20 protein-coding genes and 2 tRNA genes are annotated in these 21,595 nt (G+C 66.1%); 16 read left to right on the forward strand and 6 right to left on the reverse strand.

Going from position 1 to position 21,595, the window contains the following annotated elements:
* Nucleotides 1–128 precede the first annotated feature (128 nt).
* Genes aspS through EV560_RS13950 form a run of 5 tightly spaced genes read left to right on the forward strand, consistent with a single transcriptional unit; the run spans nt 129 to nt 4,622 of the window.
* Nucleotides 129–1,907: an aspartate--tRNA ligase gene (aspS, locus tag EV560_RS13930; RefSeq protein WP_131856757.1), complete on the forward strand. Its 1,779-nt coding sequence runs from the start codon at nt 129–131 to the stop codon at nt 1,905–1,907.
* Nucleotides 1,908–1,914: 7 nt separating this feature from the next.
* Nucleotides 1,915–2,286 (forward strand): hypothetical protein, encoded by a 372-nt coding sequence (locus EV560_RS13935; RefSeq protein WP_131856387.1) that lies wholly within the window; start codon nt 1,915–1,917, stop codon nt 2,284–2,286.
* A gap of 14 nt (nt 2,287–2,300) precedes the next feature.
* Nucleotides 2,301–2,600, forward strand: coding sequence for a hypothetical protein (locus EV560_RS13940; protein ID WP_131856388.1), 300 nt, complete (start codon nt 2,301–2,303; stop codon nt 2,598–2,600).
* Between the two features lie 43 nt (nt 2,601–2,643).
* Nucleotides 2,644–3,564: a glycosyltransferase family 2 protein gene (locus EV560_RS13945; RefSeq protein WP_131856389.1), complete on the forward strand. Its 921-nt coding sequence runs from the start codon at nt 2,644–2,646 to the stop codon at nt 3,562–3,564.
* Nucleotides 3,561–4,622: an acyltransferase family protein gene (locus EV560_RS13950; RefSeq protein WP_465247005.1), complete on the forward strand. Its 1,062-nt coding sequence runs from the start codon at nt 3,561–3,563 to the stop codon at nt 4,620–4,622. Before EV560_RS13945 ends, EV560_RS13950 begins: the two co-directional genes overlap by 4 nt.
* On the opposite strand, the gene EV560_RS13955 is transcribed toward EV560_RS13950, so the two are convergent.
* Together EV560_RS13955 and EV560_RS13960 are read right to left on the reverse strand one after the other, a co-directional pair.
* On the reverse strand, nt 4,594–5,307 hold the full coding sequence (locus EV560_RS13955) for a CatB-related O-acetyltransferase (protein WP_131856390.1): 714 nt from the start codon (nt 5,305–5,307) through the stop codon (nt 4,594–4,596). The genes EV560_RS13950 and EV560_RS13955 overlap by 29 nt on opposite strands.
* A complete protein-coding gene (locus tag EV560_RS13960) occupies nt 5,297–7,135 on the reverse strand; it encodes a hypothetical protein (protein ID WP_131856391.1) in 1,839 nt (612 codons plus the stop codon). Before EV560_RS13960 ends, EV560_RS13955 begins: the two co-directional genes overlap by 11 nt.
* 181 nt (nt 7,136–7,316) lie before the next feature.
* Here EV560_RS13960 and EV560_RS13965 point away from each other — a divergent pair, with 181 nt between their 5' ends.
* The 4 genes from EV560_RS13965 to EV560_RS13980 all read left to right on the forward strand — a co-directional run bounded on the left by EV560_RS13965 (nt 7,317) and on the right by EV560_RS13980 (nt 8,660).
* The gene (locus EV560_RS13965; protein ID WP_131856392.1) at nt 7,317–7,793 is read left to right on the forward strand and encodes a DUF192 domain-containing protein; all 477 of its coding nucleotides are present in this window, start codon (nt 7,317–7,319) and stop codon (nt 7,791–7,793) included.
* A gap of 226 nt (nt 7,794–8,019) precedes the next feature.
* Nucleotides 8,020–8,096, forward strand: a tRNA-Pro gene (locus EV560_RS13970).
* Nucleotides 8,097–8,127: 31 nt separating this feature from the next.
* The gene (locus EV560_RS13975) at nt 8,128–8,433 is read left to right on the forward strand and encodes an ETC complex I subunit (protein ID WP_131856393.1); all 306 of its coding nucleotides are present in this window, start codon (nt 8,128–8,130) and stop codon (nt 8,431–8,433) included.
* 150 nt (nt 8,434–8,583) lie between these two features.
* Nucleotides 8,584–8,660 (forward strand) — tRNA-Arg (locus EV560_RS13980).
* Between the two features lie 38 nt (nt 8,661–8,698).
* Here the strand turns inward: EV560_RS13980 and EV560_RS13985 are convergent.
* Nucleotides 8,699–8,989: a hypothetical protein gene (locus tag EV560_RS13985; RefSeq protein ID WP_131856394.1), complete on the reverse strand. Its 291-nt coding sequence runs from the start codon at nt 8,987–8,989 to the stop codon at nt 8,699–8,701.
* 298 nt (nt 8,990–9,287) lie between these two features.
* On the opposite strand from EV560_RS13985, the gene EV560_RS13990 reads away from it, so the two are divergent.
* The 3 genes from EV560_RS13990 to EV560_RS14000 all read left to right on the forward strand — a co-directional run bounded on the left by EV560_RS13990 (nt 9,288) and on the right by EV560_RS14000 (nt 12,133).
* Nucleotides 9,288–10,976: an ArnT family glycosyltransferase gene (locus tag EV560_RS13990; RefSeq protein WP_131856395.1), complete on the forward strand. Its 1,689-nt coding sequence runs from the start codon at nt 9,288–9,290 to the stop codon at nt 10,974–10,976.
* Nucleotides 10,977–11,039: 63 nt separating this feature from the next.
* Complete coding sequence (locus EV560_RS13995; RefSeq protein ID WP_131856396.1) at nt 11,040–11,789, forward strand: glycosyltransferase family 2 protein; 750 nt, start codon at nt 11,040–11,042, stop codon at nt 11,787–11,789.
* Nucleotides 11,789–12,133, forward strand: a complete 345-nt coding sequence (locus EV560_RS14000; RefSeq protein WP_131856397.1) for a lipid-A-disaccharide synthase N-terminal domain-containing protein — start codon at nt 11,789–11,791, stop codon at nt 12,131–12,133. Before EV560_RS13995 ends, EV560_RS14000 begins: the two co-directional genes overlap by 1 nt.
* 213 nt (nt 12,134–12,346) lie before the next feature.
* Here EV560_RS14000 and EV560_RS14005 read toward each other — a convergent pair whose 3' ends face one another.
* The 3 genes from EV560_RS14005 to metC form a co-directional block, all read right to left on the reverse strand.
* Nucleotides 12,347–13,552: a glycosyltransferase gene (locus tag EV560_RS14005; protein ID WP_131856398.1), complete on the reverse strand. Its 1,206-nt coding sequence runs from the start codon at nt 13,550–13,552 to the stop codon at nt 12,347–12,349.
* Entirely contained in the window at nt 13,549–14,538 is a 990-nt protein-coding gene (locus EV560_RS14010) for a polysaccharide deacetylase family protein (protein WP_131856399.1), read from the reverse strand. Before EV560_RS14010 ends, EV560_RS14005 begins: the two co-directional genes overlap by 4 nt.
* Nucleotides 14,539–15,217: 679 nt before the next feature.
* Nucleotides 15,218–16,408 (reverse strand): cystathionine beta-lyase, encoded by a 1,191-nt coding sequence (gene metC / locus EV560_RS14015; RefSeq protein ID WP_131856400.1) that lies wholly within the window; start codon nt 16,406–16,408, stop codon nt 15,218–15,220.
* A 267-nt stretch (nt 16,409–16,675) separates the two neighbouring features.
* On the opposite strand from metC, the gene EV560_RS14020 reads away from it, so the two are divergent.
* From EV560_RS14020 to EV560_RS14035, 4 genes are all read left to right on the forward strand, one after another.
* Entirely contained in the window at nt 16,676–17,701 is a 1,026-nt protein-coding gene (locus EV560_RS14020) for an amino acid ABC transporter substrate-binding protein (RefSeq protein WP_131856401.1), read from the forward strand.
* Nucleotides 17,702–17,856: 155 nt separating this feature from the next.
* Entirely contained in the window at nt 17,857–18,879 is a 1,023-nt protein-coding gene (locus EV560_RS14025) for an amino acid ABC transporter substrate-binding protein (RefSeq protein ID WP_131856402.1), read from the forward strand.
* Nucleotides 18,880–19,005: 126 nt separating this feature from the next.
* Nucleotides 19,006–20,199 (forward strand): amino acid ABC transporter permease, encoded by a 1,194-nt coding sequence (locus EV560_RS14030; RefSeq protein WP_165923459.1) that lies wholly within the window; start codon nt 19,006–19,008, stop codon nt 20,197–20,199.
* Between the two features lie 10 nt (nt 20,200–20,209).
* Nucleotides 20,210–21,589 (forward strand): amino acid ABC transporter permease, encoded by a 1,380-nt coding sequence (locus tag EV560_RS14035; RefSeq protein WP_131856403.1) that lies wholly within the window; start codon nt 20,210–20,212, stop codon nt 21,587–21,589.
* Nucleotides 21,590–21,595: the final 6 nt, after the last annotated feature.

Here is a 21,595-nt window from a genome sequence, read left to right on the forward strand (position 1 = left end):
GCGAGTTTGTGGCGGAATCTCACGCGACATTTCTTGACAAGCCGCCCGCGCGCGTGTGCTTACGCGCCTAGCTTCGGCCGGCCACGCGCTGGCCTTTTTCGCATTTCCGAAAGACGAGTGCCGTGACCCTGCATCGCTATCGTTCCCACACCTGCGGCGCGCTTCGCGAGAGCGATATCGGCTCGACCGCGCGCCTCTCCGGCTGGTGCCACCGCATCCGCGACCATGGCGGCGTGCTCTTCATCGACCTGCGCGACCATTACGGCATGACCCAGGTCGTGATCGATCCGGATTCGCCGGCCTTCGCCGATGCCGAGAAGGTCCGCTCCGAATGGGTCATCCGCATCGACGGCAAGGTCAAGGCGCGGCTTGAAGGTACCGAGAACCCGAACCTCGCCACCGGCGCGGTCGAGGTCTTCGCGACCGAGCTCGAAGTGCTCGGCCCGGCCGGCGAATTGCCGCTGCCCGTCTTCGGCGATCTCGAATATCCCGAGGACACGCGCCTCAAGTACCGCTTCCTCGATCTGCGCCGCGAGAAGCTGCACAACAACATCATGCTGCGCGGCAAGGTCGTCGACTCCATCCGCAACCGCATGAAGAACTCGGGCTTCTCCGAGTTCCAGACGCCGATCCTGACGGCCTCCTCGCCGGAAGGCGCGCGCGACTTCCTGGTGCCGAGCCGCTTGCATCCCGGCCATTTCTACGCGCTGCCGCAGGCGCCGCAGCAGTACAAGCAGCTCCTGATGATGGCGGGCTTCGACCGCTACTTCCAGATCGCGCCCTGCTTCCGCGACGAGGACCCGCGCGCCGACCGCCTGCCGGGCGAGTTCTACCAGCTCGACGTCGAGATGAGCTTCGTCACGCAGGACGACGTCTTCCGCACCATGGAGCCGGTCATCGCCGGTGTCTTCGAGGAATTCGGCGGCGGCAAGTCGGTCACCAAGGACTGGCCGCGCATCCCCTATGCCGACGCGATCACCAAATACGGCTCGGACAAGCCGGACCTGCGCAACCCGATCGAGATGCAGGCCGTCTCCGAGCATTTCCGTGGCTCGGGCTTCAAGGTCTTCGCCCGCATCCTCGAGGACGAGAAGGCGCAGGTCTGGGCCATTCCGGCGCCGGGCGGCGGTTCGCGCGCCTTCTGCGACCGGATGAACTCCTGGGCGCAGGGCGAGGGCCAGCCGGGCCTCGGCTACCTGATGGTCAAGGAGGATGGCGAAGGGCAGGGGCCGATCGCCAACAATATCGGTCCCGAGCGGGTCGCGGCGATCATCGCCCAGATGTGCCTGAAGGGCGGCGATGCCTGCTTCTTCGTCGCCGGCAACCCGGAGAAGTTCTACAAGTTCGCCGGCAGCGCCCGGAACAGGGTCGGCTCCGAGCTCGGGCTGATCGACGAGAACGCCTTCGCCTTCGCCTGGATCGTCGACTTCCCGATGTACGAGTGGAACGAGGACGAGAAGCGGGTCGATTTCTCGCATAACCCGTTCTCGATGCCGCAAGGCGGCCTGGAATCGCTGCAGAAGGACGATCCGCTCGCGATCAAGGCCTTCCAGTACGATATCGCTTGCAACGGCTATGAGCTCGCCTCCGGCGGCATCCGCAACCACCGCCCCGAGGCGATGGTCAAGGCCTTCGAGATCGCGGGCTATGGCGAGGAGACGGTGGTCGAGCGCTTCGGCGGCATGTACCGCGCGTTCCAGTATGGCGCTCCGCCGCATGGCGGCATGGCGGCCGGCATCGACCGCATCATCATGCTCCTCGCCGGCGCGACGAACCTGCGCGAGGTCGCGCTCTTCCCGATGAACCAGCAGGCGGTCGACCTCCTGATGGGCGCTCCTTCGGAAGTCGGCCCCAAGCAGCTGCGCGAACTGCATATCCGCCTCAACCTGCCCGAAAAGAACGGCTGACCTCGCCATGCCCTGCCTGCCCCGAGGAGCGCGGTTCGCCGCGCTCGCGTGCCTGCTCGCCCTGCCGCTCGGGGCCTGCGTCTCGACCGCCTCCAACCCGAGCGCGATCCGTGCGGCCGAGTTCGCCAACCTGGTCTCGCGCTCGACCGCCTGTCGCGCCGGCTATCCGCGGGCAAACACGCTGGAGCAGTTTCTCGCGGCCGAGCGCGCCCGCGGCGCGACGCCGGAGCAACTCGCCAGCGCGCGTTCGGCCTATGTCGGTGTCTCCGAGGCCGACACGATCAACCAGGGCGTCAAGCCGCAGCCCTGCACCGCCGACGAGCGGGCGGAGCTGAAGGCGAAGATGGCCAGGGTCCGCGCCGGCGAATTCAGCTTCTGAGCCGGGACGCTGCGATGTCCTTGGTGAAGCTCGGCGCCGGCGGCGCGGTCATGCTCGGCCTTGCCGGCTGCGTCACGGCGGGCCCGATTCCCGGCACGCCGGAATATGCCGCGGCTCAGGTCTCGCGCGGCTACGATTGCGGGGTGAAGGTCGAGCGCAGCCGCGTCATTGCGAGGCTGGCGCCGCAGGAGCGGCGGCGCTTCGTCGAAGCCAATGCCAGCTATGCGGTGAGGTCCTATAACGCGCCGCGCCGCTGCGATGCGTCCGAGCGGCAAAGCGTCCAGCGTGAGCTGAGCGAATTGGCCCGGCGCTGAATTCCGCTTGCGTGCAGGGGTTGATCCCGGCCAGAAGGCAGGCATGTCGGCTCCCGCCCAAGCTCCAGCCCCGCTTCGAGACGATGTCACCGCGATCGTCGTCGCCTTTGACAGCGCCGAGGTGCTTCCGGCCTGCCTTGCGGCGCTGGCAGGCGAGGGCGTGCCGACGATCGTGGTCGATAATGCCAGCAGCGACGATTCCGCGGCGATCGCGAAGGGTCATGGCGCGCGTGTACTCGCCAATGCCCGCAACGAAGGCTATGGCCGGGCCAATAATCTCGGCGTCGCCGCCTGTGACACGCCCTTCGTCCTGATCGTCAACCCCGATCTCGTCCTCGGCCCCGGCGCTGTCGCGGCACTGCTGTCGGCGGCGGCGCTTTATCCCGATGCCGGCATGCTGGCGCCGCGCATCGTCGAGCCTTCGGGCCGGGTTTTCGTGCAGCCGCGCTCGCTGCTCTCGCCGCCGCATCTCAATCAGGCCAAGGCTTTGGTCATTCCCGAAGGCGATGCCTGCCTGCCCTTCCTCTCCGGCGCCTGTCTGCTGATCCGGCGCGAGCTCTTCCTCGCGCTGGGAGGTTTCGACCCCGCGATCTTCCTGTTCTACGAGGATGACGATCTCTGCCGTCGCTTGCGCGATTCCGGCCATGCGTTGGTGCATGTCGATGCAGCGCGGGTGGAGCACGCGCGCGGGCGCTCCAGCAAGCCCGACCTGGGCCGGCGCTTCCGGGCGCGCTGGCATCTCGCCTGGTCGCATTTCTATGTCGCCGCGAAATACGGCCTGCCGGCGCCATCGCGCTGGACGATCCTTGAAAACGGTGCAAAGGCAATCGGTTACGGCCTGATCCTGAACCTGGACAAGTTGTTCGCCCATGCCGGCTCGGTGGCGGGCGCGCGGGCCTGGCGCAGAAACGTGACCGCGCTGGAGCAGGAGGAGCTCGTCGAAAAGGCGGGAGCAGCCAGGTGAAGGCCAATCCGGTCCCGCTGAGCGCGATCGATCGCGCGCTCGATCACGAGCACAATAATTTCGGCCTGCTGCGGCTGGCGCTGGCGCTTGCCGTCGTCGTCTCGCATGCGTTCAGCGTCACGACCGGCGTCGTCGAGGACGAGCCGCTGGCGCGCCTGACCGGATTCACGCTTGGCGAGCACGCGGTCAACGGCTTCTTCGCCATTTCCGGCTTCCTGGTGACGATGAGCTTCGTCAATCGCGGCTGGCGCGACTACATTCTCGCGCGCCTGCTCCGCATCGCGCCCGGCCTGATCGCGGCGACGCTCGTCGTCTCGCTCCTCCTCGGCAGCGCCCTGACCCGGCTCGATCTTGGCGCCTATCTCGGCGATTCCAGGCTTTGGCGCTTCATCTACGGCACGTTGACCAGCTTCAAGAGCGCGGCGCCCCTGCCGGGCGTGTTCGACGGCAACCCGCTACCCTTCCCGATGGGCACGGTCTGGACGCTGAAATACGAGACCTTGTGCTATCTCGGCGTCTTCGTGGCCGGGCTCGCCGGCTTGCTGCTGCGTCGTGAAGTGGCGCTGGGCGCGCTCATCCTGCTGACGCTGGCCGTGATCGGCCGCGAGATCGTCGCGCCCGACGGACCCAAGGGCGTCGAGACGGCGCTTCGCCTGCCGCTGATCTTCCTCGCCGGCGGCGTCGCCTATCTCTGGCGCGAGCGTGTGCCGCTGTCGCTGGCGGGCCTCGCCGCGGCGATGGTGCTGACGGCGCTGCTGGCCTGGACGCCCGCCTTCAAGGCGGCGCTGTTCCTGACCACCGCCTGGGGCGTGCTGGTGCTGGCCATGGCGCCTCCGCTGACACGCTGGCGCAGCGAGCCGCCGGCCGATCTCTCCTATGGGGTCTATCTCTATGGCTGGCCGGTGCAGCAGGCGCTTGTCGTGTTCTGGCCGGGCGCCGCCGCCCTGGTCCTGCTCTGGCCGGCGCTGGCGCTGACGCTCATCGTCGCCGCCCTCTCATGGTACGGCATCGAGAAGCCGGCGCTCGGCCTCAAGCGCCGCCTGCTGCGGAAGTCCTGATCCGCGCGACCAGCTCGTCGACTTTCTCCGACATCAACAGGGGCAGCAGCGTCTTCACCCGGGCCTCCGGCAGCTCCCACCAGCGTAAGGCCAGCAGCGCCGCGATATCGGCCTCCGGCAGGCGCTTCCTGATCTCGCGCGCCGGATTGCCGCCGACGATCGCGTAGGGCGCCACATCCTTCGTCACCACGGCCCGCGCCGCGATCACGGCGCCATGGCCGATCGTGACGCCCGACATGATCATCGCCTGCGAGCCGATCCAGACGTCATGGCCGATCGTGACGTCGCCGCGCGTCGCGTCATGGCCGCCCATGCCCCTTGCCTCCGGCCAGAGACCGGGCAGGGCGGGGAAGGGATAGGTCGTCGCCCATTCCGTGCGGTGATTGCCGCCGAGCAGGATCTCGACGCCATCGGCGATGGAGCCGTAGCGCCCGATCGTCAGCCGGGCGCCACTCTCGGGAAAGCGCACCTTCGGCCGGCCATAGCTATAGGCGCCGGCCATGATCTGCCCCGGCCGCCGCGCGATCAGATGCGCGAGGTGCAGCCGGGTCTGGTTGTCGGGGTTGACGCGCTTGCGCAGGAAGCCGCGCGGCCCCTGCGGCAAGCCCGCCCACCAGGACACGAGCGCGCCCGGTCGCCAGCTCTCATCCTCGGGCGGCAAGACGCCGCCAGCCTCACTGGGCATTGGCCTTGAGGTTGATCTTGTCGAAGATCTCGGTCGGATCGGCGATGGCGATCACGTCGGCAAGGCCAAGTCCGCTCGCCGTCTTGGCGGTGGCTTCGACAGTGAGCGTGCCCGGCTGGGCGACGAAGCGCGAGACCGCCGCCGCGAGCGTCTTGGCGCCGTCGGACGGGCCGAGGATCGCTGCGAGGCCGAGGCTCGCCATCATCGCGTATTGGCGCTTGACCTCGTCCGGCTTGCGGTTCGACTTGCGCGCCTCGTTCTCGACCAGCTTCTCGAACAGGCCGAGATTCTGCAGCTTGGCCTGGACGTTGCGCGCGGTCGCGCCGAGGGCGGCGATCTGCGCAAGCGCGGTATCGCTGGAGAACAGGTCCTTGGTGACGTTGCCCAGGGTGCCGGAGGCTTGGAGCTGGCCCATGCCGGCGCCGCCGACCGCGATATTGCGGATGGCGAGCTCGTTGCTGCCGGCGTTCCAGCCGAGGTCGAGCTTGGCCGAGAGGTCGAGATTGCGATAGCCCATCGCGATCAGGTCGCGCACCGCCGGGTTGCCGGGGCCTTCGACCACCGGGACCTGGAGCTTGTCGATCGTCATGGCGAGATTGGTCGGGATGCCGTTGAGCTGATCGCTCGCCTTGATCTCGAACGTGCCGAGCCCGATCCGCAGGGGCGGCAGCGCCTGGCCCGGCTTGGCGCCCTTCTGCGGCGCCTCGGCGGTGAGGCCGGTGAGCCGGATCGTGCCAAGCGTCGGAATCAGCGAGCGGTAGTCGATATTGTCGAAATCGGCATCCGGCTGGGAGAGCACATCCTTCCAGCCCTTGATCGTCGAGCCGAACGAGAAGCCGCTATAGCTGATCAGGCCGATCGTGCCCTTGGCGTCCTCCGTCGCGAAGTCGAAGCCTTCGAGCGCGAAGCCGGATTTGGTCGGGGTATCCTCGCCATAGGCCATGCGGGCGATCTTCATGGTGACCGCGACCGGCTTTTCGTTCGGCTTGGGCGGGGTCACGATGTTCATCGCCACGTCGCGGACCTCGCCGCTGCCATAGTCGACCGTCTCGAACAGCGAGAGCAGCGCGAGGCCGATGCGCTTGTCCGCCTCGGTCTGCTCGGGCGTGCGCTTCGCCGTCGGGTCGCGCCCGCTCTTCTGATCGGCTTCGGCCTGCGCGACGATGCGTGAGAACAACTCCCCGAGCGGCTCGGATCCGACCTTGACCTTGAAGGCCCGGCCGCTCGCCTTGCCCATCGACATCTTGCCGGCGGCGCCCAAGTCGAGCGCATAGCCATCCATCTCGAAGCGGTCATAGAGCGGCAGCGCCTGCTCCTCGACGCCGGGCGCAGCCTTCTCGCTGAAGACACGGGCGATCTGGCGCAGGTTCATCCCCTCGAAGCCCATGCGCTTGAGCTCGCCGGTCATGGTGCCGGTCGGGGCGCCCGTCACGGCCAGCGTGCCGCCGGCGGCCTCGCCGCGCGCGATCCTGCCGTCACGGATCTCGCTGAAGCGGATGTCACGATAGATCGTGGTCTGCTTCTGCGCGCCCAGTTCCTGGACGATCGAGAGTTCCGGTGCGGTGATCTCGGTCGCGCCGAGGCGGCTCATCCGGGACGCGGTGCTCTCGCCGGTAGTCGCGTTGAACAGCGCGATGAAGGCCTCGCGCTCGAGCGGCGAGCCCTTGACGGCGATCTTCGGCACCGTGATCGCGGCTCCGCCGAAATCGAATTTCAGGTTGTCGATCTGGAAATCGGCGGCCAGCGCTGGCTGCACCAGCACGATGAGCGTGGCTGTTCCGGCAATCCGGGTCAGCCGCGTCAGGCTGCCAAAGGTCGAGGCGATCATACCCATCTCCTTGTTGGGGCAGCGAACCTGCCGCAAGGCCGCGACGAAAGAAAGACATCCCCACTAGGTCTGGGCATGAAAAACTTGACCCACGCCCCGCCATGCTCCGTATCTGTCGCAGATTCGCCATCTGACGGGCGCAGGAGCCCGGCGACAGACGATGAATGCTGGGAGTCTCGAGATGCAGTCCGCCAGACGTTTCCTGATAGCCTGCTTCGCCTGGCTGCTGCTCGCCCCGCTCCCGGCTTTCGCCCAGCAGGCCGCAACCGCTCCTGCGACCGGGCTTGAGCCGCTCGCGATCGTCAGCGGTGGCCAGCGCCACAGCTTCCAGGTCGAGGTCATGCGTACGCCGGATCAGCGCGCGCGCGGCCTGATGTACCGCAATTACATGCCGCCCGATCGCGGCATGCTCTTCGATTTCGCCCGCAGCGAGCCGGTCGCGATGTGGATGCAGAACACCTACATCCCGCTCGACATGCTGTTCATCCGCGCCGACGGCACCGTCGCGCGTATCGCCGAGAACACCGAGCCGCTCTCGACCCGCACGATCCCCTCGGGCGAGCCGGTCCTGTCCGTGCTGGAAGTGAATGGCGGCACCGCCGCCAAGCTTGGCATCAAGCCGGGCGACAAGGTCGAGCACTCGCTTTTCAAGAAGTGACGGCTCTGCCGCGGCGGCTGGAACAACGCCGTGTCGGCCGGGCGTTGGCTCGTCACCTTGCGATCTGTGCCCGCTGCCCGAAAACGCGATGTGAAAGCCACACGGAATTTTGTCGGCGTTCGGTTCCCAAATCGTCCCTTCGATGTTATTCCGTTCCGCGTCGCGCCATGCTGTCGAGGACATGGCGGGGCGGTTTTGCAAGTGTTTCGATGCATTTGCGGACCGGCGGGGTATAGCGCAGCCCGGTAGCGCATCTGCTTTGGGAGCAGAGGGTCGCAGGTTCGAATCCTGCTGCCCCGACCATTCGCGACACCACAGACGGCCGAGCCAGACGATGACCGCACGCATCTATCGCCCCGCCCGCAACGCCATGCAGTCGGGCACCGCCAAGACCGAGCGCTGGCTCCTGGAATACGAGCCGGAGCAGCCGCGCCAGATCGAGCCGCTGATGGGCTGGACCTCGTCGGGCGACATGAAGAGCCAGGTCAAGCTCTGGTTCGACACGGAGGCCGAGGCGGTGGCCTATGCCACGCGCAACGGCATTCCCTATCGCGTCGAGCAGCCGCATGATCCCAAGCGCCGCTCGATGGCTTATGCCGACAATTTCAAGTTCAACCGCGTCGGCCAGTGGACGCATTGAACGGGTGCCGCCTCGAGCGGCATCGAGCGCATCGGCCCGAGAAGCGGATTGCGGTCTTCGGACAAGCCGATGCGAAAACAAGAAGCTGGATCATCGGGTCCGATGATCTGGCGAGCATTCCGGATGGCGGGAGCGTCAGCTCCGACCAACGGGCCCGTAGCTCAGATGGATAGAGCAGCAGCCTTCTAAGCTGCTGGTCGCAGGTTCGAATCCTGCCGGGCTCGCCATATTTGGCCACTAGCAGCAACATGGCTGCCAGCCTTTCTCACTCTTCGCGGCCAAGATTGCGCAGGCGCCGGATCGCCGCCCGCGGATCGGCCGGGCGCCGCCGCCACAATTCCCGCGCCAGGCCGATCGCGGCTCCCAGCACGAAACTTGGTAGTGCGATCGCGATCGGCGCGGTGACGAGGCCCATCGCGCAGCCGCCGGAATCGCCGGGGCTGCCGCAGACCGGGTCGAAGATCATCAGGCCGATCACGAAAAGCAGTGCGAAGAGCGGCCCGAGAAGCAGGCCCCACAGTCCCGTGCGGATCGTGCCCCAGATCAACTCGCCCATATTTGCCCCCGCCGATGCGGCAGGCTAGCGCATTGGCCGGAAAAGTGGATCGCGGTTTTCGGAGAATGACGATGCGATCGAGCGGCAAGGCGACACCGTGTCATCGCGTTCAGCTTGCGGCCGCCTGTGGGGCAGCGTAAACCGCGCCCGCTGCCGGCGACGGCGGCCTTCGCCTTGATCGCGCCCGAAAGGCTCGTCATTCGGGCGCCGCCCATGCTTCGCCATCTGGCGGAGCGGGACGGCCTGCCCGCCGCATCCAGCCCTTGAGGAACGCGACCACCGGTCGCGAGGGATACCGATGATCTCGATAGGTCCCGTGCTCGACCGTCTTGCTGGAGCCGCTTCCGCCAGCCATTGGCGCGCCTGCGCGCTGCTTGTGCTGATCGCGCTCGGCGCCTTCCTGCCCGGCTTCAGCACGGTGCCGCCCTTCGATCGTGACGAGCCCCGCTTCACCCAGGCCAGCAAGCAGATGCTGGAGAGCGGTGATTTCATCGATATCCGCTTCCAGCAGGAGGCCAGGCACAAGAAGCCGGTCGGCATCTACTGGTTGCAGAGCGCCGCCGTGGCGGCCGGCGAGCATCTCGGCGTGCCCGAAGCCCGTGTGCAGATCTGGCTCTACCGGCTGCCCTCGCTGATCGGTGCCATCGCCACGGTCCTGCTGACCTATTGGGCCCTGCTTGCCTTTGTCTCGCCGCGCCTGGCCTTGCTGGGCGGGGCGCTGATGGCCGCCGCGGTGCTGCTCGGCGTCGAGGCGCGCATCGCCAAGACCGACGCGGTGCTTGCCGCCTGTGCTGTCGCGACCATGGGCGCGCTCGCCCGCGCCTGGCTCGACTGGACGCGCTCGCTGCCCTTCGTGCCGGACCGGCGCAACTGGCTCGTCTTCTGGGGCGCGACCGCGATCGCGATCCTGATCAAGGGTCCGATCGTGCCGATGGTCTGGGGCCTCGCCACCATCGTGCTGGCGATCCGCGAGCGCAGCTTCCGCTGGTTCGCGCCCTTGCGGCCGCTGAGCGGGCTGATCCTTTGCCTGATCGTCGTGATGCCCTGGGTCGCGGCCATCGCCTGGAAGACCGGTGGCGCCTTCTTCAGCGAAAGCGTCGGCAACGACATGCTCGGCAAGGTCGCCGAGGGACAGGAGAAGCATTGGGGCCCGCCCGGCCTCTACCTCCTGATCTTCTTCGGCACTTATTGGCCGGCAGCGGCCTTCGCCGCCATGGCCGTGCCCTTCGCCTGGGCGCGCCGGCGCGAGCCGCAGATCCTGTTCCTGCTCGCCTGGATCATCCCGTCCTGGATCGTCTTCGAGGCGGTGCCGACCAAGCTGCCGCATTATGTCCTGCCGCTCTACCCGGCGATCACCGGTCTCCTGCTGCTGGCGGTGGTCAATAACGGCATCGACCGCTTCCGCTTCGGCGCGGTCGCGACGGCCTGGCTGGTCTTCCTGGTTCCGGCGGCGCTGGTCGGCGTCATCCTCTACGCCAACTGGACCTTCGACCACACGCTGCCCTATCTCGCGCTGCCCGTGCTGGCGCTCGCGCTCATCGTCGCGGTGCTGGTCGTCAACGCCTTCCGCCGCAGCGATTTCGAGGGCGCGCTCTGGCGCTGCGTGGTCGCGAGCCTGCTGCTCAGCGTCGGCGTCTTTGGCCTGGCCTATGAGAGCCTGCGCTCGCTGCAGCTCTCGCCGCGCCTGGCCGAGTCCGTGCGCGCCGTCGGCTGCGCCGATCCCGCGGTGATCACGGTCGGCTATCGCGAGCCGAGCCTCGTCTTCCTGACCCGAACCGACCTCGCCATGGGCGCGGATGGCGCCGCCGCGGCCGAGTTCCTCAACCAGCCCGGCTGCCGCGTCGCCCTGGTCGAGAAGCGATTCGCGGCCGATTTCCAGGCGGCCATCGCCAAGGCCGGCATCACCCCGCGTGTCGTCACCACCATTCCCGGCTTCAATCTCAATGGTGGCAAGCGGCTCGAAATCGGCGTATTCGCGCGCCAGTGAAAGCAGTTGCCCCATTCGCCGGCTTGACGCAGTTTGCGCGCCGTTCTCCCGGATAAAGCTCGAGTGACCGAAGTTTCGCCCATCCATCCGCTTCTGCTCAGCGTCGTCGTGCCCGTGCGCAACGAGGTCGGCAATGTCGGGCCCCTGATCGCCGATATCGAGAAGGCCTGCCAAGCCGTCGCTCCGTTCGAGGTCATCTATGTCAATGACGGCTCGACCGACGGCACCCAGGCCGCGCTGACCGAGCTCGCCGCGACGCGGCCCTGGCTGCGCATCATCAGGCACGTCGAATCCTGCGGCCAGAGCGCGGCCGTGCGCACAGGCGTGCGCCATGCCCGCGCGCCGGTCGTGGCGACGCTCGACGGCGACGGCCAGAACGATCCGGCCTTCCTGCCGCAAATGGTCGATACCTTGCAGAAGGGCGGTCTCCAGGCCGGGCTCGTCCAGGGCCAGCGGGTCGGGCGCAAGGATACCGGCTTCAAGAAATGGCAGTCGCGCATCGCCAACAGCGTCCGTGTCCGCGTCCTCAAGGACGGCACGCGCGATACCGGTTGCGGCCTGAAATGCTTTCGGCGCGAGGCCTATCTCGCCTTGCCCTATTTCGATGCGCTGCACCGCTTCATGCCGGCGCTGATGGTGCGCGAGGGCTATCACGTGCTGCATGTCGACGTGCGCGACCGGCCGCGCCTGACCGGCGTCTCGAATTATGGCTTCTTCGATCGACTCTGGGTCGGAATCCTCGACCTCACCGGTGTCTGGTGGCTGATCCGGCGGCGCCGGCGCGTGCCGCAGATCGTCTCGGAGGCGCGCTGATGCTGATCGATCTCCAGCACAAGATCGGCGACTATTTCCACGATGTCTTCGTCAACAACATCGACTGGTGGGTGTTGCTCGGCGTCGTCGCCCAGGCGCTCTTCACCATGCGCTTCGTCGTGCAATGGCTGGCAAGCGAGAAGGCGAAGCGCTCGGTCGTGCCGATGACCTTCTGGTGGTTCTCGATCGGGGGCGGCGCGCTGCTTTTCCTCTACGCGCTCTACCGGCGCGACCCGGTCTTCATCCTCGGCCAGGGCTTTGGCCTGTTCGTCTATTGCCGCAACCTGCAATTCGTCCTGCGCGCCAAGGCGCGGGGCGAGGATTCCAATGCCGGGCCCGGATAGGCTGCGGCACGTCAGAACATTTTCGAGCGAAGTGGATACCAGTTCGCATGAAAAAATCCGATAAAACAAAGAACTAGAGAATTTTCGCGATTCAAGGAAGCGCGGAAATGCTCTAAGCGTCTGATATTGCGATGCCCTCGCGGGCGGGATGGAGGCGGCGGGCTCGGAGCGCTCCTGGGCCTGATCCGCGACGATTGCGCGGCAGCGGGGTGCTCATGCAGGCCGCTCGATGGCCGACAGCAGCTTGCGGGCCTCGATCGCCACATCGAACTCGCGCTCGATGGTGCGGCGAGCCATGCCCGCCATCTCGCGCGTCGAGGCTGGGTCGGCGATCAGGCGCTCGATGCACTGGGCCAGTTCCTTCGCATCGCCCGGTTCGGCCAGCAGGCCGGAGGAGCCGTGTTCGATCAGTTCGGGAATGCCCGACACCCGCGTCGACACCACTGGCAGACCGGCGGCCATCGCTTCCATCAGGGCCACCGGGATACCGTCGCAGTCGCCACTCGCTGTGACGACCGACGGTAGCGCGAACACCCCCGCACGGGCGAGGTAAGCCCTGACCTCCTCCTGCTTGAGGGCGCCGAGCATGGTCACCCGGTCCGACAGGCCGGCCGCATCGATACGCGTCTGCAGCGCGCGGTGCAGCGGCCCTTCACCGATCACAAGGCATTCGAATGGGACGTTGCGGCGCGCGAGCAGTTCGCAGGCGTCGACGAGGTGGTCGAAGCCCTTGATCTCGGCGAGCCGGCCCACCGCCAGGATCAGCTGCCGGTGGCGCCCCGCGGGCGCGAACTCGAAGTCCGCCGGGCGTACGCCGCAATGGATGATGCGCATGCACTGCAACGCGAGGGGCGACACATTGTCGGCGAGGTAGCGGAGATTGAACTCGGAGATTGTCACGCCGAACGCGGCTGTGCGCATCTTTTCGGCCAGCATGTGGTCTTCGAGGAAGATGTCGTGGGCGTGCGCTGTAAAACTGTACGGCTTGTCGAGCCGCCGGGACGCGAGCATGGCCGAGGTGGACGGGTAGGTTGCCCAGTGCGCGTGCAGATGGTCGGGCGCGAGCCCGCGCAGCGTGGGCAGAAGCGCCAGCGTGCGCCACCACACCACCAGTGTCTTGACCAGTGCCACGGGGTGCCGCCACAGGCCGCGCACGATATCGGCCAGCGCGGAGAGCTCACGCCGCGGATGCTGCAGGCAGGTGCCGAGTACCTGCGCCACTGGGCGCACGCCGCGCAACGGGTAGATGACCCGGTCGAGCAGCGCAGCCGCGTCGGACTGCACCATCTTTTCCACCGGGTGTTTCAGCGACACGATGTGGACGTCCACGCCCAGCCGGATCAGTTCGCTGATCTCGCGGACGATGAACGTTTCCGACCAGCAGGGAAACCGCGACGTGAAGTAGAGGACTTTCGTCACGGGGCGGGCTGGGCGTCGCTGCGCAGCAGCCGGACGCGCAGGCGCCCGTAGCGATGGTTGCCGAGCAGCCGCTTGGCCGACGCAAGGATGAGGTAGCAGGCACGGCGGTTGGTTATCTCCCACCAGTCATGGCCAAGCCAGCGGGCCAGTTGCGCGTCCGACGTGGACTGCAGCACCGCGAGACGGGGCACGTCCCAGGGGCCTTCGCGGGTATGCCAAAGACCCACGCGCGACGAGCACACGGCGGCGTAACCGGCGCGCGCGGCGACGACGCGCAGGTTGGGGGTCACGCGGCCGCCGGGAGGGGCGAACAAGGTGACCGGCCGGCCTAGATGATCCTCTATGGCCTTCTTGGAATCGACGAGCTGAGCCACGACCTCCGCCGGGCTCAGCTCGTTGAGGTAGCAGTGATCCTGTCCATGCGACTGGATGGACATGCCGGCATCGGCCATTGAACGCAGGTCGCTCCAGCCGAGGTTATGTGGCTTGCCCACCCGGGACGGGTTGATGAAAAAGTCGGCACTGCCGCCGGCGCGGGCGATGCGTTCGGCCGCCGGGCCGTTGCTGCCGTGGCCGTCGTCGAATGTGAGCGCCACGCTTGCCGCGCGGTCAGCCGGTGCGGCCAGCAGCTGTGCCACGCTGCGCACGCGCAGGCCCGCCTGGGCGGCCAGCGCGAGGTGACTGTCGAACTGGCGCGACGTGACGGTGTAATGCGCCTCGGCACCCGCGCATTCGCCGCGCTTGTTGCCCATCGCGTGGTACATGAGGACCGTAACGGTGCTGTTCATGTTCCCGGCGGGCACCTCACGCCTGTATAAGGGGAATGCCGGGCGGCCCTTGGCGGCGAAGTCGTTACTTCGACCGGCAACCAAATCCGAAGCAGTGCTGAGATCGCCCTTTTCCAGGCTTACCAGCGCAGAGTGCCGCGCGGCCTCAAGATCGGAGCCCGATAATGCCGGTTCTTCCACAACCTGACGGGTGATCATTTGTTGCGGCTTTTAATTGGTGCGTACGCATTTCAGCAGAGAGGCGATATACTCGTCCAGTGAGGAATTCCGCTATGATTGAGCCGGAACAACACTATAAAGTGGTACTTCCGCTGCTTAGACGCATCCATAGCGTCCGGGCAGGATCGGTCCATGTCCAGCTCTTGTTCTAGCATCGTTCCTGCGACAACGGGATCCCAGTTTTCGGTCCGATGCTTTATCTCGCAGCTCAGAGCCGCGCGAACCTAGCTTTGAGATGGGCCTTGCCGATGTCGACACCGACGGTGACGAGCGCAGACTGATCCATCTTGTCCGCGTCCCCGGCTTGCCATCCGGGTCACAACGCCCTGGTATCCGTTCAGGCCGCGAGGAAAGGTGAGGGGCATAGTGGTCGGCGCGACAGGCTTCTGGTTGGCGCTCCTTCGACACCGGCGCGGTGCCACCAAGAAAAACCCCGCCGAGGGGCGGGGCTTGGGAGGCTTGAAATCGTGCTTTGTTCAGTCCCTACAACACAGCTCGGCAGAGCGCGGCATCTCAAGTGAGCCGCCATACTATCTCGTGACGAGCCCCGGCACCGCTGCCGAGCGCGCCGTCGCCGGATGTCGGGTCGCAGAAGGCGGCGCGTCAGGCTCGGCGAAGACGATCGCCTCTCGCCGTGCCGCCATCCCGGCCGATTGGCTCAGGCCGCGGCCTTGAGCCGGGCGAAGCCGGCTTCGAGGTCGGCCTTGAGGTCACTGAGATCCTCGAGCCCGATATGGAAGCGGATGGTCGGTCCCTCGAAGCCCGGCTTTGTCGCCGTGCGGTAGGGTCGGCAGTCGAAGGGCAGGGCGAGGCTCTCATAGCCACCCCAGGATGCGCCCATGCCAAACAGCGCGAGCCCGTCCAGCATCGCGCCGACCGCCTTTTGCGAAACGGGTTTCAGCTCGACCGCGAAGAGCGAGGAGGCGCCGGTGAAGTCGCGCTTCCAGATCGCGTGGCCCGGGTCGCTCGGCAGGGCAGGGTGCAGCACCCGCGCCACTTCCGGACGGCTCTCGAGCCATTTCGCCATATCGAGGCCGGCCGGCATCTGCTCCTTCAGGCGCACATGCATGGTGCGGATGCCGCGCAGCGTCAGGTAGGCGTCCTCCGGCGCGATGATGACGCCGAGCGTCTGCCAGGTTTCCTGGAGCTGCTTGTAGAGCTCGGGCGTCCGGGCCGAGACCGTGCCGATCAGCACGTCGGAATGACCGGCATAATATTTGGTGCCGGCCTGGACGGAGATGTCGACGCCGAATTTGTGGGAATCGAAGAAGAGCGGCGTCGCCCAGGTATTATCCATTAGAACGAGAACATCGCGGGCATGGGCGGCTTCGACGATGGCCGGGATGTCCTGCATCTCGAAGGTCTGCGAGCCCGGCGCTTCGGTCCAGACCGCCTTGGTGTTCGGCTTGAACAGCTTGGCGATATCGGCGCCGATCGTGGGATCGTAATAGCTGACTTCGACGCCCAGGCGCGGCAGCATCTTGTCGCAGAAATTGCGCGTCGGCCGATAGACGCTGTCGGTCACCAGAAGGTGATCGCCGGCAGACAATATCGCCAGCAGCGGCAAGGTACAGGCGAGCAGGCCGGAAGAGCAGACCAGGACGCCGGCGCCGCCTTCCATGGTATTCAGCGCCGCCAGCAGCGCGTCGATCGTCGGGTTGCTCTGCGTGCCATAGGTGTAACGCGCCTTGCGGGCGAGGAAATCTTCCATGTTCGGATAGATCACCGTCGAGCCACGCACGATCGCGGGATTGACGAAGCCGTAGCTGTCGGCCGGATCGCGGCCTGCCAGGACGAGGCGGGTCTTCTCGCGCAGCTGCGCGAAGTCTGACGGAGCTAGTTTTTTCATGGAGCCGACGCGTGGGAGGAGGGTCTGACGGGCGGGGCGGCCGAGCTTGACCGCCCCCTGAAAGTCGCATGTGATGCGGGGGCTGGAAAGAGGCACGTCGGGAAGGGGCCGTTGCTTGACGCTCATGCGCCGCTCTGGCAATCGAATCCGGGGAACGTCGCTCAATTTATGTGCAACCGAGCCGGCCTTGCGCACCGGATGACGACGCAACCGATGCTTGCTCCGCCGGCGGGGACCGGGCGGACCATCTCAACGGGAGAGACAATGATGAAGAAACTCATGGCAGCCGCGATCGCCGGGCTCGGGCTCGCGATCTCCGCTTCGGCGGCGTCGGCGCAAGCGCCTCAGACGCTGGCCCAGATCAAGTCGCGCGGCATTCTCAACTGTGGCTCGAATACCGGTCTCGCCGGATTCGGCGTGCCGGACGCGCAGGGCAACTGGCAGGGCCTCGACGTCGATTATTGCCGCGCCATCGCGGCGACGATCTTCAACGACCCGACCAAGGTCAAGTTCATCCCGCTCTCGGCCAAGGACCGCTTCACCGCCCTGCAATCCGGCGAGGTCGACGTCCTGGTCCGCAACTCGACCTGGACCATGTCGCGCGACACCTCGCTCGGCCTGCTCTTCACCGGCGTGAACTATTATGACGGCCAGGGCTTCATGGTCCGCAAGAAGCTCGGCGTTACCTCGGCGCTGCAGCTCTCGGGCGCCTCGGTCTGCACCCAGCAGGGCACCACGACCGAGCTCAACCTCGCCGACTTCTTCCGCGCCAACAACCTGAAGTACGAAGTCGTGGCCTTCGCCACCTCGGACGAGACGGTCAAGGCCTATGATGCCGGCCGCTGCGACGCCTTCACGACCGACGCCTCCGGTCTCTATGCCGAGCGCCTGAAGCTGACCGCGCCGGACGACCACATGGTCCTGCCCGAGATCATCTCCAAGGAGCCGCTTGGCCCGTCGACGCGCAACACCGATGCGCAATGGTTCAACCTGGTGAAATGGGTCCATTTCGCCATGCTGAACGCGGAGGAGCTCGGCGTGACCAAGGCCAATGTCGACCAGATGCTGAAATCCGACAATCCGGAGATCAAGCGCCTGCTCGGCACCGAGGGCAAGTTCGGCGAGTCGATCGGTCTGACTACCGACTGGGCCTATCGGATCGTCAAGCTGGTCGGGAACTACGGCGAGTCGTTCGAGAAGAATGTCGGCCAGGGCTCGCTCCTGAAGATCGCCCGCGGCCAGAACGCGCTCTGGACCAAGGGCGGCCTGCAATACGCTCCGCCGGTGCGCTGAGCTGAATTCGGGGGCGTCGGCTACTGCCGGCGCCCTTTTTCCCTTTGGAAACAGAGACGAAAGGAGAATTTGACCAACCGCACGCTTGGTCCAGGACTTGCAGGATAACCGAGGACGGGCAGGAACCCGTTCCGCCAAAACAGGGGACAACAACCATGAACAAGTTCTACGCCGCAGCGCTCGTCGCTGCTGCAACGACAGCGTGCATCGGCGGGGCACAGGCCCAGACCGGGCTGCTCGCCCAGGTCAAGAGTCGCGGACAGCTCGTGTGCGGCGTCGGCCCGGGCCTGGCCGGCTTCGGCATTCCCGACGCCCAGGGCAATTGGACCGGGCTCGACGTCGATCTCTGCCGCGCCATCTCCGCCGCGATCTTCAACGATCCGAGCAAGGTCAAGTTCGTTCCGCTCTCCTCGAAGGACCGCTTCACCGCGCTGCAATCGGGCGAGGTCGATCTGCTCTCGCGCAACACCACCTGGACGATGTCGCGCGACACCTCGCTCGGCCTCAACTTCGCGGGCGTGAACTATTATGACGGCCAGGGCTTCATGGTCCGCAAGAAGCTCGGCGTCGATTCCGCCTTGAAGCTCGCCGGCGCCTCGGTCTGCACCCAGCAGGGCACCACGACAGAGCTGAACCTCGCCGACTATTTCCGCGCCAACAAGATGAAGTACGAGGTCGTCGCCTTCGCCACCTCGGACGAGACGATCAAGGCCTATGAATCGGGCCGTTGCGACGCCTTCACCACCGACGCCTCCGGCCTCTACGCCGAGCGCCTGAAGCTCTCCACGCCGACCGACCATATCGTGCTGCCCGAGATCATCTCGAAGGAGCCGCTCGGCCCGGTCGTGCGCCATGGCGACGACGCCTGGCTCGACATCGTCAAATGGACCTATTTCGCCATGCTCAATGCCGAGGAGCTCGGCATCACCAAGGCCAATATCGACGAGATGCTGAAATCGGAGAACCCCGAGATCAAGCGCCTGGTCGGCACCGAGGGCAAGTTCGGCGAGGCGATCGGCCTCGGCAACGACTGGGCCTATCGGATTGTCAAACATGTCGGGAATTATGGGGAATCATTCGAGAAGAATGTCGGCGAAGGCTCGTTGCTGAAGATCGCCCGCGGCCAGAATGCGCTCTGGACCAAGGGTGGCCTGCAATACGCCCCACCGATCCGCTGAGGAGGCGGCGCGCCGCGTTCAAGGGGAACGGCGCGTGAATGACAAGGCCGGCGGCGCCCGAACGGGTGGCGCCGGACGCCACTGAACAAGAAGCCGCCGCCTATCAAGAAGAAAAGGGCGTAGACCGTGTCGACACTCTCAACCGAACCGGCCCGGCCGGGCAAAGCCTCGCTGTTCTACGACCCCAAGATACGGGGCTACGTCTATCAGCTCTTGCTCCTCGCCGTCGTGGTGTTCGTGATCTACGAGGCCGCCACCAACGCGATCGACAACCTGCGGGCCCAGAAGATCGCGTCGGGCTTTGGCTTCTGGAACAATGCGGCGGGTTTCGACGTCAACCAGAAGCTGATCCCGTTCAGCGCCTCCGGCAGCACCTATGGCCAGGCCTTCTGGGTCGGCCTGCTCAACACCTTGCTGGTGTCCGCGATCGGCATCGTGCTCTCGACCTTCCTCGGCTTCTTCATCGGCGTCGCCAGGCTGTCGCATAACTGGATCGTCTCCAAGATCGCGATGGTCTATGTCGAGGTCGTCCGCAACCTGCCGCTGCTGCTGCAATTGTTCTTCTGGTACAATGCGGTGCTGAAGCCGCTGCCGGATGCGCGCAACTCGATCCAGCTGCCGGGCAATATCTTCCTCAACAATCGCGGCCTGATCACGCCGAACCCGATCTTCGGCCCCGGCTTCTCGATGGTCCTGCTGGCGCTGTTCATCGGCATCATCGCGGCTGTCGGCTTCTATCTCTGGTCGAAGCGGCAGCAGGAGGCGACCGGCAAGCAATACCCCAACGGCCTGATCGCCACGGCCCTGGTCATCGGCCTGCCGCTGCTCGTGTTCGTCCTGGTCGGCCGGCCGCTCTCCTTCGACCTGCCGCAGCAGGGCCGCTTCAACCTGACCGGCGGCCTGCAGATCTTTCCCGAATTCGTGGCGCTGCTGATCGGCCTCACCACCTATACCGCGGCCTTCATCGCCGAGGTGGTCCGCGCCGGCATTCTGGCGGTCTCGCGAGGGCAGTCGGAGGCCGCGCATGCGCTCGGCCTGAGGCCCGGCCCGACGCTCAAGCTCGTCGTCATCCCGCAGGCGATGCGCGTGATCATCCCGCCGCTGACCTCGAACTATCTGAACCTGACCAAGAACTCCTCGCTCGCGGTCGTGATCGGCTATCCCGATCTGGTCCAGGTCTTCATGGGCACCGTGCTCAACCAGACCGGCCAGGCAGTCGAGATGGTCTCGATCACCATGGCGGTCTATCTGACGATCTCGCTGGTGACCTCGTTCTTCATGAATATCTATAACAAGCGCATGGCGCTGGTCGAACGGTGAGGGCGCCACGATGACCGATGCAACCACCGAGAACGCCCCTAACTTCTTCGTCCGGCGCGAAACCCTGCCGCAGGAGGCCGCGCCGCTTTCCGTGGCCGGGCCGATCGCCTGGGTCAGGTCGAACCTGTTCAACGGGCCGCTCAACACCATCCTGACGCTGCTTTGCGCCTATGTCGTCGTCACCGCGCTTCCGGAGATCCTGCGCTTCTATTTCATCGACGCGGTCTGGACCGGGACGAACCGCGACGCCTGCCTGGCCGACAAGATCGGCCGGCCGGTCGGCGCCTGCTGGGCCTATGTCGCCGATCGCTACCAGTATTTTATCTATGGCTCCTACCCGGTCAGCGAGCGCTGGCGCGTCAACATCGTCTTCGCGATGTTCGCCATCGGTGTGATCTGGCTGCTCTGGAACAATGCGCCGCTGAAGAAGCTGGGAGCCTTCTTCTTCTTCGTTCTGCTGCCGATCACAGCTTTCATCCTGCTGCTCGGCGGGCCGAGGGCGACGGGCCTGCTCCACTTCCTGGTCTGGATCACGCTGGCGCTGGCCGTCTTCTACACGGTCCTCTCCTTCGTCCCCAGCCTGGCGCGCTTCTACACCGGCCCGGCCTTGCTGGCCGTCGAGGAGGCCGCGCCGCCTTGGAAGCGCTTCTACCGGCCCAAGCGCCTGATCCTGATGTCGCTCGTCGCCTTCGGCATCATCGCCATGCTGGAGAATTCGATCGGCCTGCCGCGCGTCGATACCGGCCTCTGGGGCGGCATGATGGTGACCTTCCTGGTCGCCGCCGTCGGCATCGTCTTCTCGCTGCCGCTCGGCGTCCTGCTGGCGCTCGGCCGGCGCTCGAAGCTGCCGATCATCCAGCTGCTCTCGGTGATCTTCATCGAGTTCGTCCGCGGCGTGCCGCTGATCACCGTGCTGTTCATGGCCAACACCATGCTGCCGCTGTTCGTACCGCAGGAATATTCGCCCGACCGCCTCCTGCGGCCGCTGATCGGCGTCGCGCTCTTCGCCGCCGCCTATATGGCCGAGGTCATCCGCGGCGGCCTGCAGGCGATCCCGAAGGGCCAGTACGAAGGCGCCATGTCGCTCGGCCTCGGCTACTGGCAGATGATGCGGCTGATCATCCTGCCGCAGGCGCTGCGCATCGTGATCCCCGGCATCGTCAACACCTTCATCGGGCTGTTCAAGGATACGACGCTGGTCACCATCGTCGGCATCTTCGACTTCCTGAGGACGATCGAGGCGACCCTGGTCGATCCGACCTGGGCGACACCGACGACGCGCGGAACGGGCTATGCCTTCGCCGCGATTTTCTATTTCCTATGCTGCTGGGGAATGTCGCGTTATTCGATCTCGGTCGAGAAGCGCCTCGCCGCCGGCCAAAGACGTTGAGAGGGA

It is taken from the genome of Allobosea sp. BK604 (assembly GCF_004341515.1).
Taxonomy (GTDB): Bacteria; Pseudomonadota; Alphaproteobacteria; order Rhizobiales; family Beijerinckiaceae; genus Allobosea.

What these genes read in the sequence shown, in the direction of transcription:
- EV560_RS13935 (WP_131856387.1), top strand. Translation starts at nt 1,915, where the DNA reads ATGCCCTGCCTGCCCCGAGGAGCGCGGTTCGCCGCGCTCGCGTGCCTG.
- EV560_RS13940 (WP_131856388.1), top strand. Translation starts at nt 2,301, where the DNA reads ATGTCCTTGGTGAAGCTCGGCGCCGGCGGCGCGGTCATGCTCGGCCTT.
- EV560_RS13945 (WP_131856389.1), top strand. Translation starts at nt 2,644, where the DNA reads ATGTCGGCTCCCGCCCAAGCTCCAGCCCCGCTTCGAGACGATGTCACC.
- EV560_RS13955 (WP_131856390.1), bottom strand. Translation starts at nt 5,307, where the DNA reads ATGCCCAGTGAGGCTGGCGGCGTCTTGCCGCCCGAGGATGAGAGCTGG.
- EV560_RS13960 (WP_131856391.1), bottom strand. Translation starts at nt 7,135, where the DNA reads ATGATCGCCTCGACCTTTGGCAGCCTGACGCGGCTGACCCGGATTGCC.
- EV560_RS13965 (WP_131856392.1), top strand. Translation starts at nt 7,317, where the DNA reads ATGCAGTCCGCCAGACGTTTCCTGATAGCCTGCTTCGCCTGGCTGCTG.
- EV560_RS13975 (WP_131856393.1), top strand. Translation starts at nt 8,128, where the DNA reads ATGACCGCACGCATCTATCGCCCCGCCCGCAACGCCATGCAGTCGGGC.
- EV560_RS13985 (WP_131856394.1), bottom strand. Translation starts at nt 8,989, where the DNA reads ATGGGCGAGTTGATCTGGGGCACGATCCGCACGGGACTGTGGGGCCTG.
- EV560_RS13990 (WP_131856395.1), top strand. Translation starts at nt 9,288, where the DNA reads ATGATCTCGATAGGTCCCGTGCTCGACCGTCTTGCTGGAGCCGCTTCC.
- EV560_RS14000 (WP_131856397.1), top strand. Translation starts at nt 11,789, where the DNA reads ATGCTGATCGATCTCCAGCACAAGATCGGCGACTATTTCCACGATGTC.
- EV560_RS14010 (WP_131856399.1), bottom strand. Translation starts at nt 14,538, where the DNA reads ATGATCACCCGTCAGGTTGTGGAAGAACCGGCATTATCGGGCTCCGAT.
- metC (WP_131856400.1), bottom strand. Translation starts at nt 16,408, where the DNA reads ATGAAAAAACTAGCTCCGTCAGACTTCGCGCAGCTGCGCGAGAAGACC.
- EV560_RS14020 (WP_131856401.1), top strand. Translation starts at nt 16,676, where the DNA reads ATGAAGAAACTCATGGCAGCCGCGATCGCCGGGCTCGGGCTCGCGATC.
- EV560_RS14025 (WP_131856402.1), top strand. Translation starts at nt 17,857, where the DNA reads ATGAACAAGTTCTACGCCGCAGCGCTCGTCGCTGCTGCAACGACAGCG.
- EV560_RS14035 (WP_131856403.1), top strand. Translation starts at nt 20,210, where the DNA reads ATGACCGATGCAACCACCGAGAACGCCCCTAACTTCTTCGTCCGGCGC.